The following is a 14,767-nucleotide window of genomic DNA, read 5'->3' as shown; positions in this document are numbered from 1 at the left end:
CTCACAGGCGCTTCACCCCCTTGAGCCGGCTCGGCCGGCGCAGGCCGGCGCGCATGCCCGTGCGCTGCCCGCCGACGCGGTTCGTGCGGGAGCCGCCCATCGTGCTGGGGCCGTCGGCGGACAGCGGATCGGGCTGGACGCGCCTGGCCATGGCCATGACGAGCGGCACGACGAAGGGCGCGAGCAGCAGGTCGTAGAGGGCCGCGGTGAACACGAGGCTGGTGAGGCCGACGTTACGGGCGGCGGTGTCGCCGACGAGGGAGCCGACGCCCGCGTAGAGCAGGGTGGAGGCGACGGCCGCGGCGACGACGACGAGCATGGGCACGGTGGCCGAGCGCAGCTTGCCCGTCTCCGGCCGGGCGAGGCCGACGAGATAGCCGATGACGCACAGGACCAGGGCGTAGCGCCCGGTGGCGTGGTCGGCGGGTGGGGCGATGTCGGCCAGCAGACCGGCGCAGAAGCCGATGACGGCGCCGTTGGTGTGGCCGTGGACGAGGGCGAGCCCGACGACGACGAGGAGCAGGGGGTCGGGCACGGCTCCCGGCAGGTGGAGCCGTGCCAGGACGGTCACCTGCACGACGAGGGCGACCACCACGAGCGCGGTCGAGAGCAGGATCCGGTTGAGGCGCATCGTCAGTCCTCGGGTTTGGCGCTCGCGGAGGGCGTGACCGTGACGGTCACGGTGGGCGTGGGCTTGGGTGCTTCCGGTTTGGGCGGGAGCACCGTGTCGCGGGGGTCCGTCCGCGGGGGTTCGACGACGACGCCGACGATGTCGAGCTTGCTGTAGCCGACGAAGGGACGGACCTGGAGGGTGCGGGTGAGGCTGCCGCCGGCGGGTTCGACGCGGGTGACCTCGCCGACGGGGACGCCGGGGACGAACGGCTTGTCCTTGCTGGAGCCGAAGGTGACCAGGCGGTCGCCGGGGCGGACGGCCGCCTTGCCGTTGAGCAGTTCGACCCGCAGGACGCCGGCGCCCTGGCCGTTGGCGAAGCCGAGCTCGCCGCTCTTCTCCATGCGGGTGCCGACGGTGAACTTGGGGTCGTTGGCGAGCAGGACGGTCGCGGTGTCGCGGGCGACGGTGGTGACGCGGCCGACGAGGCCGTCGCCGTTGAGGACGGTCATGTCGCGCTTGATGCCGTCGCGGCTGCCGGCGTCGATGGTGACGGTCCAGGAGAAGCCCTGGGCCGCGCCTATGGCGATGACCTGGGCGCCCTTGATGCCGTACTGGCCGCGGCCGGCGGTCTTGAGCATGGCGTCGAGCTCGGCGGCCCGGCCGCGGTTGCGGTCGTCGCTGCCGAGGCGCTGCTTGAGGCCGGTGTTCTCGCGCTCCAGGGCGCTGATCCGGTTGTGCCGCTCGTCGGAGTCACGCACGGCCGCCACGGCGTTGCCGACGGGGTCGACCGCGGAGGCGACGCCCTTCTCGACGGGCCCGAAGACGGAGGCTGCCACGTGCCGGACGCCGTCGAGCGGGGACCGCTCACCGCCACGGATGTCGACCGTGATCAGTGCGAAGGCGATGGCGACCAGCAGCACCAGCAGCAGCCGGCTCTCTCGTGTGTCCCTCACGTGCGGCGGCGTGCCCTTCTCGTAGGACCGGCGGGCTGCGGGGCGGGCCGGTCATCCGGAGCGTTGTGCCTGTATATCAGGTTGTTTCCCGGCAACGGCGGTACGCCGGTGGCGTCGGCGCCGGCCGCTGCCGAGGGGGTGCGGCGGCGTCCCCCGGCAGGTGGAACGACGCCCGGCGACGGCACCCCGGAAGGCCCGCCGGGAGGGCGGGCGCGTCAGCGGCGCGGCTGGGCGTCGAGGACCTGCTGGAGGGCCTCGAACTCCTCGACGCACTTGCCGGAGCCCAGCGCGACGGAGTCCAGCGGGTCCTCGGCGATGTGGATCGGCATGCCGGTCTCCCGGCGCAGCCGCTCGTCGAGGCCGCGCAGCAGGGCGCCTCCGCCCGTGAGAACGATGCCGCGGTCCATGACGTCACCCGAGAGCTCGGGCGGGCACTTGTCGAGGGTGGTCTTGACGGCGTCGACGATGGAGTTGACGGGCTCCTCGATGGCCTTGCGGACCTCGCCGGCGGAGATCACGACGGTCTTGGGCAGACCGCTGACCAGGTCCCGGCCGCGGATCTCGGTGTGCTCGTCCTGTTCCAGGTCGTAGGCCGAGCCGATGGTGATCTTGATCTGCTCGGCGGTGCGCTCACCGAGGAGGAGGCTGTACTCCTTCTTGATGTGCTGGATGATCGCGTTGTCGAGCTCGTCGCCCGCGACGCGGATGGACTGCGCCGTGACGATGCCGCCGAGGGAGATGACCGCGACCTCGGTGGTGCCGCCGCCGATGTCGACGACCATGTTGCCGGTGGCCTCGTGGACGGGCAGGCCGGAGCCGATCGCGGCGGCCATGGGCTCTTCGATGATGTGCACCTGGCGGGCGCCGGCCTGGGTGGAGGCCTCGATGACGGCGCGCCGCTCGACGCCGGTGATGCCCGAGGGGACGCAGACCACGACGCGGGGCCGGGCCATCCAGCGCCGCTTGTGGATCTTGAGGATGAAGTAGCGGAGCATGCGCTCGGTGATCTCGAAGTCGGCGATCACGCCGTCCTTCAGCGGCCGGACCGCGACGATGTTGCCCGGGGTGCGGCCGATCATCTTCTTCGCCTCGGCACCCACCGCGAGGATGCCGCCGGTGTTGGTGTTGATGGCGACGACGGATGGCTCGTTGAGGACGATTCCGCGGCCTCTGACGTACACCAGCGTGTTGGCGGTCCCGAGGTCGACAGCCATGTCACGGCCGATGAACGACATGTTGTTCCCCATGAGGATACGTCTGGCCTTCCCAGCTGGAGCGAGTGCTTACTTGAGGTCGGCAGGGTGTGCTGCTGCTGCGGTGCGCCGCGGGCGCGGAAGCTCTCATCGTAGTCTCGACCGGTCGAACGCGGTGCGAGGGTTCCTCCGCCATTGTCGGCGGAAGTCGAGCCTCCCCCAGTAATGGTGACGTCGTGTCGGAGTGAGAGGTTCCCTCGTTCGCCGCGCATATGCCAGGGGCGACCGAAATTAAATCGGTCGCCCCTGATCGGAAAGGCTCCGGGCCTGAAGAGCTATCAGGCGAGACCGGGAAAGAAAATCTTGATTTCCCGCTGGGCCGAGTCCTCGGAGTCCGAGGCGTGGATGAGGTTCTCGCGCGTGATGGTGCCGAAGTCACCACGGATGGACCCCGGGGCGGCCGAAATGGGGTCGGTGGGGCCGGCCAGGGCGCGCACGCCCTCGATGACGCGCTCGCCCTCGACGACCATGGCGACGACGGGGCCGGAGGCCATGAAGCCCATCAGCGGCTCGTAGAAGTCCCGGCCCTCGTGCTCGGCGTAGTGCTGCGCGAGGGTGGCACGGTCGAGGGTGCGCAGCTCCAGAGCAGCGATCGTCCAGTTCGCCTTGCGCTCGATACGGCCGACGATCTCGCCGATCAGACCACGGCGGACGGCGTCCGGCTTGAGGAGGACGAGGGTGCGCTGGCTCATACTGCGGCTCCTTGCAGGGACAGGGTGTAGTGCCGCAGAGGCTACAGGGGTGCCGCGGGCACCCGGTACCCTCCCCCGGCCGGCGCCGGGGGACCCTCGGACCGTGGACCTCGGGGCTACGCGGCGTCGGCCGCCGAGGCCGCAGCGGCGGCGAAGCGGGCCTTGGCCTCGTCGATCTTGCGGCCGAAGTGGACCGAGGCCCACCACAGGCCGCCGAAGACCACCCCGAGGATGAACATCATCGGGACGATGAAACCGCTCAGGACCAGGCCGATCTGCAGCAGCCAGCCCAGCTGGACGCCGCCGGGCCGGGTGAGCATGCCGCACAGCAGCACGCTGAGCACCATCGCCGTGCCGCTGACGGCCCACACGGTCCCCGCCGAGAGGTCGGAGGTCTGCATGGCCACCAGGCCGGCGAACCCGATGACGAAGAATTCACCGATCAGAGTGCTGGCGCACAGCATTCGCATGATCAGCCCTTTCCGAGGAGCAGCCGGGCCTCGCCGACCGTGATCACCGAGCCGGTCACGAGGACGCCCGCGCCGGAGAACTCGGCCTCCTCCTCCGCGAGGGTGATCGCGGCCTCCAGGGCGTCGTCCAGACGGGGCTCGACCTGCACGCGCTCGGCGCCGAAGACCTCGACGGCGATGGCCGCGAGCTCGTCGGGGTCCATGGAGCGCGGGGTGGAGTTACGGGTGACCACGACCTCGGCGAAGACCGGCTCGAAGGCCTCCAGCAGGCCGCGGACGTCCTTGTCGGCGCTGGCGCCGACGACGCCGATGAGGCGGCTGAAGCCGAACGCCTCGGTGACGGCCTCGGCCGTGACCTGCGCGCCGGCCGGGTTGTGCGCGGCGTCCAGCACGACGGTGGGGCTGCGGCGCACGACCTCCAGCCGGCCCGGGGAGGTGACCTGGGCGAAGGCGCGGCGGACGGTGTCGGGGTCGAGCGTGCGGGCGTGCTGCGAGCCGATCCCGAAGAACGCCTCGACGGCGGCCAGGGCGACCGCGGCGTTGTGCGCCTGGTGGGCGCCGTACAGCGGCAGGAAGAGCTCGGGGTACTCGCCGCCCAGGCCGCGCAGCGTCAGCAGCTGGCCGCCGACGGCGACCTCGCGGGAGACGACGCCGAACTCCATGCCCTCGCGGGCGACGGTGGCGTCGACCTCGACCGAGCGCTTGAGCAGCACCTGGGCCGCGTCGACCGGCTGCTGGGCGAGGACGACGGTGGCGTCCTGCTTGACGATGCCGCCCTTCTCGGCGGCGATGTCGCCGGGCGTCGCGCCGAGGCGGTCGGTGTGGTCGAGGGAGATGGGGGTGACGACGGCGACGCCGGCGTCGACGACGTTGGTGGCGTCCCAGGTGCCGCCCATGCCGACCTCGACGACGGCCACGTCGACCGGGGCGTCGGCGAAGGCCGCGTAGGCCATGGCCGTCATGACCTCGAAGAAGGACAGGCGGTGTTCCTCGCGGTCGTCGACCATCTCGACGTACGGCTGGATGTCGCGGTACGTCTCGATGAAGCGCTCGGCGGAGATCGGGGCGCCGTCGAGGCTGATGCGCTCGGTGACCGACTGGACGTGGGGGCTGGTGTAGCGCCCGGTGCGCAGGTCGAAGGCGCCCAGCAGCGACTCGATCATGCGGGCGGTGCTGGTCTTGCCGTTGGTGCCCGTGATGTGGATCGCGGGATAGGCGCGCTGCGGCTGGCCCAGGATGTCCATCAGGGCCTCGATGCGGACCAGCGAGGGGTCGAGCTGGGTCTCCCCCCAGCGGCCGGCCAGCTCGGTCTCGACCTCGCGCAGCGCCCGGTCGGTCTCGGGGTCCTCGGGGCGGGCGGGGATGTCGCCCTGCGGCGGCCCCGCCTGGGCGCGCAGGGTCCGGCTGCCGGCCTCGATGACGGCGAGGTCGGGGTCGCGTTCGGTCTCGGCATCGACGATTTCCGCGAAGCGGTCATCGCCCTCGGGGCCGGTGCTGCCGTTGTCGTCGTTCAGGGGGCGCTCGCTCACGCGGACCAGTCTACGGAGGGGGTACGACGGAGCGGGCGGCAGGCGTCGCGGCGGCCCTCGCGTCGCCTCCCGCCGCACGGGCGCACCCTGCAGTCATGTCATACGGTTTTTCCGGAATGTCCCTTACGGGAGTCCTGACGGGAAAGAGCCGGAGCTGGGTGAGCGGGATGCCGTCCGAGGACAAAGGCGAAGGCGAGGACCGGGGCAGGAACCGGGGCGAGGGCCCGGGCGAGGACCTGGGCGAGGACCGGGACCGGGTCCGGCCGCAGGCGCTGCTGGACGCGCTCCTGGAGGCCCTGCCCTCGGGCGCCGCCGTGCAGAGCCCGGACGGGCAGGTGCTCGCGGCCAACGGGAGGTTCCACCGCATGTTCGACCTGGACGGCCGGACCGCCCTCGCCCCCGGCGGCGTCCCCGGCGGCCGCCACGTCCACCGGACGGCCGAGATCCCCCTCCCCGACGGCCGCACCCTCCGCCGCGTGATCGAGCCGCTGCGCCACGAGGGCACCTACCTGGGCGCCCTGTGGACCTACGACGACATCACCGAGCGCAAGCGGCGCGAGCGGGACCTGGAGCGGGACAACGTGGCGCTCACCGAGCTCGCCCGGCAGCGCAACGCCTTCACCGCCGCCGCCTCCCACGAGCTGCGCACCCCCCTCACCTCCATCATCAGCTTCTGCGGACTGCTCACCGACCCCGCCTTCGGCGCCCTCACCCACGAGCAGGCCTCCTTCCTGGAGGCCGTCCGGCGCAACGCCGACCGCATGCAGCGGGTGATCTCCGACCTGCTGCTGACCACCCGGATGCGGGCCACCGCGGGCCTGGAGCCGGAATTCGGGGCCGTGGAGGTGGACCGGATGCTGCTGGACGCCGTCCTCGACCGGATGGGCACGGCACGGGAAGCGGGATTGTTCACCGTTCTGGAGTGCACTGCGGGGCCCGTCCTGAGGGGTGACCGGCACCGGCTGCAGAACGTCCTGGCCAATCTTCTGGAGAATGCCGCGAAATACACCCCCACGGGTGGCCGGATCTCGGTCACGGCGGCACCGCGCGGCGAGTTCTGGGAGATCGAAGTCGCGGATACCGGAATCGGCGTGCCGGAGGAATTCCGCGAAGAGATCTTCAATGGTTTCGTCCGGGCCCCGAACGCACGTACGGGGGGTTATCCCGGCACCGGTCTCGGACTCGCCATCAGCCGCGCGATCGTCCAGTTGCACGGCGGCACGATCACCGTCGGCGACGCCGCGGGCGGGGGCGCCTCCTTCCTGATCCGGCTGCCGGTCGCGGGCCCGCCGGACGCACCGGACGCACCGGGCCCGGACGCACCGGTAACGGAGGAGGCCCCGTGACCCGCGTGCTCGTCGTCGAGGACGATCCCGACCTCGCCCTCGCCCTGCGCACCCTCCTCACCCGCGCGGGCTACGAGGTCGCCCACGCCGGGAACGGCCGCGACGGGCTGCGGCTGCTGTTCGCCGAGCGCCCCGCCCTCATGCTCCTCGACATCGGGCTGCCGCAGCTCGACGGCTGGGAGGTGCTGGAGCGCACCCGCGACCTCAGCGACCTGCCCGTCCTGCTGCTCACCGCCCGCGGCGCCGAGACCGACCGGGTCCGCGGCCTGCGGGCCGGCGCCGACGACTACCTGCCCAAGCCCTTCGGCAACGACGAGCTGCTCGCGCGCGTCGAGGCGCTGCTGCGCCGCACCGCCCCCACCCGCTGGGCCGGCGACTCCTTCGACGACGGGCTGCGGCTCGTGCCCGAGCGGCGCTCGGCGGTCTGGCAGGGCCACGAGGCCCGGCTCAGCGACATCGAGTACCGGCTGCTGCAGGTGCTCGTCCGCAACCGCGGCCGGGTGATCACCACCGACCAGCTGCTCGACCGGGTGTGGGACGACCCGGAGGGCACCGGCCGCGAGCGGGTGAAGTTCGCCGTGCTGCGGCTGCGGCGCAAGCTGCGGCAGGCCGCGGGCGACGAGGCCGCGGACCCGCTGGAGGCCGTACGGGGCCTGGGCTACCGCTACCGGGCCGACGGCGGGGGCGAAGGTCCCGGGGACGGGGAGGGCGAAGGTCCCTTCTGAGGGTTTCCGGCCCGCTTCGGGCGATTCGCAACCGTCCGGCAACCGAAGTCACCCCAGGGGTGCAACCGAGGCACCGCAAGGTCGTGAGCTGTCACAGCCCGCCGGCCCCAGGAGTCACCTCGTGCAGTCCCTGCCCGCCCGTAGCGTCGCCGTCGTCCTCGGCACCCGCCCCGAGCTGGTCAAGCTCACCGACCTCGTACGCCTCCTGGGCCCTGCCGCCCACCTGGTGCACACCGGTCAGCACTACGACGAGGAACTGTCCGGCCGCTTCCTGACCGAGCTGGGCCTGCCCGAGCCGACGTTCCTGACCGGGGTCGGCGGGCAGCCGCGCGCCGTCCAGATCTCCAGCGCCCTCGCGCAGCTCGACGAACTGTTCACCGCCGAGCCGCCGCTCGCCGTCGTCGTCCAGGGCGACACCAACGCGGCCCTCGCCGGCGCGCTCGCCGCGAACGCCCGCGGCATCCCGCTGCTGCACGTCGAGGCCGGCCTGCGCAGCCACGACCGCAACATGCCCGAGGAGCACAACCGCGTCCTCATCGACCGCATCGCCGACGTGCTGTGCGCGGCCACCGAGGACAACCGCGCGAACCTGCTCGCCGAAGGCGTCGACGACGCCCGCATCGCGGTGACCGGCAACACGGTCGTCGAGGCCGTACAGGGGCAGCTGCCGTCGGCTTCCGAGCGCGCGGAGCTGCTGCGGCTGCACGGCCTGACCGCCGACTCCTACGTCCTGGCCACGATCCACCGCCCCGAGAACACCGACTCCCCCGAGGCGCTGCGGGCCATCTTCACCGAGCTCGCCGCGCTCGTGGCCGACGGCCGGCCCGTCGTTCTGCCGCTGCACCCGCGCACCCGGGCCCGCGTCGAGGCCGCCGGCCTGGAGCACCTGCTGGCGGGCCTGACCGTCACCCGCCCGCTCGGCTACGGCGAGTTCCTCGCCCTGGCCCGGCACGCGGCGCTGCTGGTCTCCGACTCCGGCGGCATCCAGGAGGAGTGCACGGTCCTCGGCCGCCCGCTGGTGGTCGTCCGCCGCTCCACGGAGCGGCCGGAGGCGATGGCCGACTTCGCGGACCTGGTGGCGCCGGGCCGCGCCATCGGGGAGGCCGCGGTGCGCCGCCTCGCGGAGGGCCCGGAGGGTCTGGCCCGCCTGTCCTCGCTGCCGAGCCCCTTCGGGGACGGCCTGGCTTCGGACCGCATCGTGACGCTCCTGACGGCGATCGCCGCACCGCAGCAGCTGGCGGCAGCCGCGTAGGGGGATTCCCCAGCCCCGCCCCTTCCCGTAACCGGGGAGCAAGCCCCCGGACCCCCGTATCGCGCTGAACGCGCTCGTCCTCAATCGCCGGACGGGCTGAAGAGTGCCCGGCAGGGCACCATCCAGCCCGTCCGGCGTTGAGGACGAAACGGTGCAAGGGCGGGACCGGGGCCTCTTCCTCCGCCGCAACGGCGAGCAACCCCCACGCACGTGACCGGCGGTGCCGTACCCGCCGAAAGCCCCCGGAGCAGAACCCGTGTTCTCCAGCCCCTTCCTCCTCGCCTTCCCCTTCTTCCTCCTCGCCTGCTTCCTCCTCTACTGGGCCGGCGCCCGCCACGCCTACCTCCGCCGCCCCGAGGCGGAGAACGGCGACCCCGGCGCCTTCGACTGGCACTTCTTCGTCCCGTGCCGGGACGAGGAAGCAGTCGTCGGCACCACGGTGGAACGCCTGCGCACCGACCACCCGCGCGCTCACGTGTGGGTCATCGACGACGACAGCGACGACCGCACCGGCGCCATCGTCGCCGGGCTCGCCGAGACCGACCGCCGCGTGCACCTGGTCAGCCGTGTGCGCCCCGAAGCCCGCCAGGGCAAGGGCGCCGCGCTCAACGCCGCCTACGACGAGCTGAACCAGTTCCTGTCCAAGGACACCGACCGCGAGCGCGTCGTCGTCTGCGTCATCGACGCCGACGGCCAGCTCGACCCGTACGCGCTGGAGCGCGTCAGCGGCCCGGCCGGCTTCGGCGACCCGGAGACCGGCGGCGTGCAGGTCAGCGTCCGCATGCGCAACGCCGGGGACCCGCGCCCGCTGCCGGACCGCGGCCGCGCCCGCAACGCCTTCGCCCGCCTCCTCGTCCGCATGCAGGACATGGAGTTCTCCGTCTCCAACGCCGGCATGCAGCTGCTGCGCGGCCGCACCGGCTCGGTGGGCCTCGGCGGCAACGGCCAGTTCACCCGGCTCGCCGCCCTGGACCGCATCGCCGCCGCCGAGCGCCGCCCCTGGCAGCGCGGCGCGCTGCTGGAGGACTACGAGCTGGGCCTGCACATGATCCTCAACGGCGACCGGATATCCCACATAGCCGACACCTGGGTCTCCCAGGAGGGCCTCCCGCACGCCCGCCGGTTCCTCACCCAGCGCACCCGCTGGGCCCAGGGCAACCTGCAGTGCGTCCGCTACGCGCCGCGCATCGTCTCCTCGCGCCACTACGGCGGCAAGGGCGTCCTGGAGACGCTCTACACCTTCCTGCAGCCGGTCGCCCACCTGGTGACCCTGGCGCTGTGCGCCGTCATGTTCGCCCTGCTGGGCCTGACCGCCGCGCAGGACGGCGTCGGCGAGGCGTTCGGCGGCATGCTCGCGCTGTGGCCGCTGGTGCTGGGCCTGGCCGTCGTCTCGGTGCTGCCGTTCGTGCTGTGGGGCCCGGTCTACCGCCGCGACCGCGCGTCCGACCGTTCGCTGCTGTCCGCCCTGCTGTGGGGGCTCGCCCTGTGGCTGTACGCGTACCACCTCTTCCCGGCGTCCGCGCGCGGCTTCGTCCGCATGCTGCGCGGCCGCAACGGCTGGGCGAAGACGCGGCGCAACGCGGAGGTGGTCACGTCGGGCCCGGTCGCGATCGAGAGCTGACAACACGTCACTCGCGCCCGAGAGGACGATGAGGCGTCGCGCAAATCGGGTAAACCATGAACCGGGTCACACTTCTGGCCCACAGCGCAACCTCCGCCCCCGTTCCGCCATCTGACCCCCGGTGACACATGTCCGGAGCAGGTCCGGGCAGCGGAACGGGAGCGTTGTGCGGTGCGGGTACGAGTACCGGAAATCAGCACACGGATGCACTTGCTGCTGCTCACGGTGTGGACCGTGCTGTGGTTCGCCCTGGTGGAGCCCAACGGCGGCTTCTCCTGGCACTACCTGCGCACCGGCGGCGAGCTGATCTACCAGGGGGCGTCGGGTGACGGCACCGGCGGGCTCAACCTCTACGCCCACCACCCCGAGCTGCAGATGGGCCCCATCAGCTTCCTGGTGGCGGGCCTGTTCAACCCGTTCTCCGAGCACACCGGCCAGTTCCTGTCGGCGGCCTTCATGTCCGCGCTGGGACTGGTCATCGTGGTGCTCGCGGGGCGCAGCGCCGCCATCCACTTCCTGGGCACCGGCACCAACCACCAGCGCCTGCGGCAGCGCGTCCTCATCGCGGGCGCCGCGTTCATCCCCATGTGGATCGAGGTGTCGGTCCGCTTCGGGCACCTGGACGACGTCCTGGCGCTGTTCTTCACCGCGCTGGCCGTGTGGTTCCTGACCCGCTGCAACCCGGCCGCCGTGGGCGTCTGCCTGGCCCTGGCGATGGACTCGAAGCCGACGGCGCTGGCCTTCGTACCGCTGATCCTCGCCCTCCCGCGGGACCGCTGGCTGCGGGCGGTCCTCTGGTGCGCGGCCCTGCTGGCCGTCGCCTGGCTGCCGTTCTTCCTCGCGGCCCCGGACTCCTTCGCCGCGGCGAAGTTCACCATCCCCAACAACCCGGCCTCCGCGCTGCGCTGGCTGGGCGGCAACACCCCCGTGACCCCCGACTGGGCCCGCCCCGCCCAGGCCGCCCTCGGCCTCACGCTGGGCGCGGTCGCCGTGTGGCGCGGCCGCTGGGCCGGGGTCGTGCTGCTGGGCGCGAACGCCCGCATCCTCCTCGACCCCAGCGTCTACACCTACTACACGGCCTCGGTGCTGCTCGGCACCCTGCTCTGGGACGTGTGCGGACAGCGCCGCCTCGTGCCGTGGTGGAGCTGGATCGCGCTCATCGTGCTCTACGGAAGCGTCTTCGTCGTACCCGACGAGTCGGCCAAGGGCCTGATCCGGCTGGGCTTCGTGGCGGTGTCGACGGCGTACGTACTGTTCTGGCCGCAGCACCGGCGCCGGCGGCGCCGCCGGCCCCTCGCCGAGGAGGACGAGGGCCCGGTGGAGGGCCCATGGGGCCCGATGTGGGACCCGAACCGGACGCGACCGTGGGCGGCTCGCTGAGCGCCCCGTAAGGGGCGCGGGGCCGTGTCAATCTGCGGCTCCGCCGCGTGGGCGCGCGCTTCGAAACCGCGCCCCGTAAGGGGCGCGGGGAACTGCGCGACAAGCCCCCACCGGCCCGCAGTGAAGGAACCGCACCCCGGCAGGCAGCCGTAGACATGCGAGTGGCCCCCGTACCCATGGGTACGGGGGCCACTCAAATCCCGGCGGCGCCGACTCAGCCCTTGGGCAGACCCGCCAGCTGCAAGCTGATCCGCTCGATGTCGGCATCGGCCGTCTCCAGCCGCTTGCGGATCTTCTCCACGGCGGCCTCCGCGGCCTTGGCCAGGAACGCCTCGTTGCCGAGCTTGGCCGTGGACTGCGCCTTGTCCTTCTCGGCCGCGGCCAGCGCCTTGGTCAGGCGCTTGCGCTCGGCCTCGACGTCGATCGTGCCGGACAGGTCGAGGGCGACGGTGGCACCGGCGACGGGCAGCGAGGCGGTGGCGGCGAAGCCCTCGCCGGCCGGCTGCAGGCGCAGCAGCGAACGCATCGCGTCCTCGTGGGCCGCGAGCGCCGTGCCGGTCAGGTCCAGCCGGGCCGGGACCTTCTGGCCCGGCTGCAGGCCCTGGTCGGAGCGGAAGCGGCGGACCTCGGTGACGACCTGCTGGACGGTCGCGATCTCCTGCTCGGCGGCCGCGTCACGGAAGCCGCTGTCCTTGGGCCAGTCGGCGATGACGACGGACTCCTTGCCGGTGAGCGTGGTCCACAGCGTCTCGGTGACGAAGGGCACGACCGGGTGCAGGAGCTTGAGGGTGACGTCGAGGACCTCGCCCAGGACGCGGCGCGAGACCTCGGCCTCGGCGCCGCCCTTCTGGAAGGTGGTCTTGGACAGCTCGACGTACCAGTCGAAGACCTCGTCCCACGCGAAGTGGAACAGCGCGTCGGAGAGCTTCGCGAACTGGTAGTCGTCGTAGAGCGCGTCCACCTCGGCGACGACGGCGTTGAGGCGCGAGAGGATCCAGCGGTCGGTGGCCGACATCTGCTCGGCGGGCGGCAGGTCGCCCTCCACCGTGGCGCCGTTCATCATCGCGAACCGGGTGGCGTTCCAGATCTTGTTCGCGAAGTTGCGCGAGCCCTGGACCCAGTCCTCGCCGATCGGCACGTCGACGCCGGGGTTGGCGCCGCGGGCAAGGGTGAAGCGGACGGCGTCGGAGCCGTACTTGTCCATCCAGTCGAGCGGGTTGACCGCGTTGCCGAAGGACTTCGACATCTTCTTGCCGAACTGGTCGCGGACCATGCCGTGCAGGGCGATGGTGTGGAACGGCGGGGTGCCGTCCATCGCGTACAGGCCGAACATCATCATCCGGACGACCCAGAAGAAGAGGATGTCGTAGCCGGTGACGAGGACGGAGTTCGGGTAGAACTTCTCGACGCTCTCGGTCTTCTCGGGCCAGCCGAGGGTGGAGAACGGCCACAGGCCCGAGGAGAACCAGGTGTCGAGGACGTCGGTCTCCTGGTGCCAGCCCTCGCCGGCCGGCGGCTGCTCGTCCGGGCCGACGCAGACCATCTCGCCGTCCGGGCCGTACCAGACCGGGATGCGGTGGCCCCACCACAGCTGGCGCGAGATGCACCAGTCGTGGAGGTTGTCGACCCAGCCGAAGTAGCGGGACTCCATCTCCTGCGGGTGGATCTTCACGTCGCCCTTGCGGACGGCGTCGCTCGCGGCCGCGGCCAGCGGCGCGGTCCGGACCCACCACTGCATGGACAGGCGCGGCTCGATGGTCGTCTTGCAGCGCGAGCAGTGGCCCACGGAGTGGGTGTACGGGCGCTTCTCGGCGACGATCCGGCTCTCGGCGCGCAGGGCGCCGACGATCGCGGAGCGGGCCTCGAAGCGGTCGAGCCCCTGGAACGGACCGTGGGCCGTGATGATCCCGTGCTCGTCCAGAACGGTGAGGCTCGGCAGGTCGTGCCGGCGGCCGATCTCGAAGTCGTTCGGGTCGTGGGCGGGGGTGACCTTGACGGCACCCGTGCCGAACTCGGGGTCGACGTGCTCGTCGGCGACGACCGGGATGCGGCGGCCGGTCAGCGGCAGCTCGATCTCGGTGCCGACGAGGTGCTTGTAGCGCTCGTCCTCGGGGTGGACGGCGACGGCGGTGTCACCGAGCATCGTCTCGGCGCGGGTGGTGGCGACGACGATGGAGGAGTCTCCCTCGCCGTACTTGATCGAGACGAGCTCGCCGTCGTCCTCCTGGTACTCCACCTCGATGTCCGAGATGGCCGTGAGGCAGCGCGGGCACCAGTTGATGATGCGCTCGGCGCGGTAGATCAGCTCGTCGTCGTAGAGCTTCTTGAAGATCGTCTGGACGGCCTTGGACAGGCCCTCGTCCATGGTGAAGCGCTCGCGCGACCACGCGACGCCATCACCCAGACGGCGCATCTGCCCGGAGATCTGACCGCCGGACTCGGCCTTCCACTGCCACACGCGCTCGACGAACGCCTCGCGCCCGAGGTCGTGGCGGGACTTGCCCTCCTTGGCCAGCTCGCGCTCGACCACGTTCTGCGTGGCGATGCCCGCGTGGTCCATGCCGGGCTGCCACAGGACCTCGAAGCCCTGCATGCGCTTGCGGCGCGTGAGGGCGTCGATCAGCGTGTGCTCGAAGGCGTGGCCCAGGTGGAGGGAACCGGTGACGTTCGGCGGCGGAATGACGATCGTGTAGGGCTCCTTCTCACTCTTGGCATCCGCCTCGAAGTAGCCCCGCTCTACCCAGCGCTCGTACAGCGGCCCCTCTACGTCGGCCGGCGCGTACTGGGTCGGCAGGTCAGGGGTGCGGTCGGCGTGCCCGCTGTCGGGGCGCTGAGTGTTGTCGGTCACGGGGTGAATTCTACGGGGGCACGCGCGGGGGTTTCGAACCCATTCCCGCGGGATCGGCAAGGATGACGCCTCAGCGGACAGCGAA

General features: G+C 71.9%; 12 protein-coding genes. 5 read left to right on the top strand and 7 right to left on the bottom strand.

The features are described 5' to 3' along the window. Position 1: 1 nt before the first annotated feature. The 6 genes from mreD to folC all read right to left on the bottom strand — a co-directional run bounded on the left by mreD (position 2) and on the right by folC (position 5,510). A complete protein-coding gene (mreD, locus tag AS857_RS18760) occupies positions 2-631 on the bottom strand; it encodes a rod shape-determining protein MreD (protein WP_058044461.1) in 630 nt (209 codons plus the stop codon). A gap of 2 nt (positions 632-633) precedes the next feature. Next, positions 634-1,566, bottom strand: a complete 933-nt coding sequence (gene mreC, locus AS857_RS18755; protein ID WP_058044460.1) for a rod shape-determining protein MreC — start codon at positions 1,564-1,566, stop codon at positions 634-636. A gap of 215 nt (positions 1,567-1,781) precedes the next feature. Further along, positions 1,782-2,801 (bottom strand): rod shape-determining protein, encoded by a 1,020-nt coding sequence (locus tag AS857_RS18750; protein WP_058046895.1) that lies wholly within the window; start codon positions 2,799-2,801, stop codon positions 1,782-1,784. Between the two features lie 296 nt (positions 2,802-3,097). Further along, entirely contained in the window at positions 3,098-3,511 is a 414-nt protein-coding gene (gene ndk, locus AS857_RS18745; RefSeq protein ID WP_058044459.1) for a nucleoside-diphosphate kinase, read from the bottom strand. A gap of 116 nt (positions 3,512-3,627) precedes the next feature. After that, on the bottom strand, positions 3,628-3,981 hold the full coding sequence (locus AS857_RS18740) for a DUF4233 domain-containing protein (RefSeq protein ID WP_058044458.1): 354 nt from the start codon (positions 3,979-3,981) through the stop codon (positions 3,628-3,630). A gap of 2 nt (positions 3,982-3,983) precedes the next feature. Beyond that, entirely contained in the window at positions 3,984-5,510 is a 1,527-nt protein-coding gene (gene folC / locus AS857_RS18735) for a bifunctional tetrahydrofolate synthase/dihydrofolate synthase (protein ID WP_058044457.1), read from the bottom strand. A gap of 167 nt (positions 5,511-5,677) precedes the next feature. On the opposite strand from folC, the gene AS857_RS18730 reads away from it, so the two are divergent. From AS857_RS18730 to AS857_RS18710, 5 genes are all read left to right on the top strand, one after another. After that, a complete protein-coding gene (locus tag AS857_RS18730; RefSeq protein WP_079110494.1) occupies positions 5,678-6,856 on the top strand; it encodes a sensor histidine kinase in 1,179 nt (392 codons plus the stop codon). After that, a complete protein-coding gene (locus AS857_RS18725) occupies positions 6,853-7,581 on the top strand; it encodes a response regulator transcription factor (RefSeq protein WP_058044456.1) in 729 nt (242 codons plus the stop codon). The genes AS857_RS18730 and AS857_RS18725 overlap by 4 nt, the downstream gene beginning before the upstream one ends. A gap of 121 nt (positions 7,582-7,702) precedes the next feature. After that, positions 7,703-8,833: a non-hydrolyzing UDP-N-acetylglucosamine 2-epimerase gene (gene wecB, locus AS857_RS18720; protein ID WP_079110493.1), complete on the top strand. Its 1,131-nt coding sequence runs from the start codon at positions 7,703-7,705 to the stop codon at positions 8,831-8,833. Between the two features lie 256 nt (positions 8,834-9,089). Then, positions 9,090-10,454 (top strand): glycosyltransferase family 2 protein, encoded by a 1,365-nt coding sequence (locus AS857_RS18715; RefSeq protein ID WP_058044455.1) that lies wholly within the window; start codon positions 9,090-9,092, stop codon positions 10,452-10,454. Positions 10,455-10,658: 204 nt separating this feature from the next. Then, positions 10,659-11,834, top strand: coding sequence for a hypothetical protein (locus AS857_RS18710; RefSeq protein ID WP_058044454.1), 1,176 nt, complete (start codon positions 10,659-10,661; stop codon positions 11,832-11,834). A 214-nt stretch (positions 11,835-12,048) separates the two neighbouring features. On the opposite strand, the gene AS857_RS18705 is transcribed toward AS857_RS18710, so the two are convergent. Beyond that, on the bottom strand, positions 12,049-14,682 hold the full coding sequence (locus tag AS857_RS18705; RefSeq protein WP_058044453.1) for a valine--tRNA ligase: 2,634 nt from the start codon (positions 14,680-14,682) through the stop codon (positions 12,049-12,051). Positions 14,683-14,767 lie beyond the last annotated feature (85 nt).

The sequence above is a fragment of the Streptomyces roseifaciens genome (assembly GCF_001445655.1).
GTDB classification, from domain to species: Bacteria; Actinomycetota; Actinomycetes; order Streptomycetales; family Streptomycetaceae; genus Streptomyces; species Streptomyces aureoversilis.
Note: the sequence above shows the minus strand (reverse complement) of the source record. Positions and strands in the feature narration are given on the sequence as shown.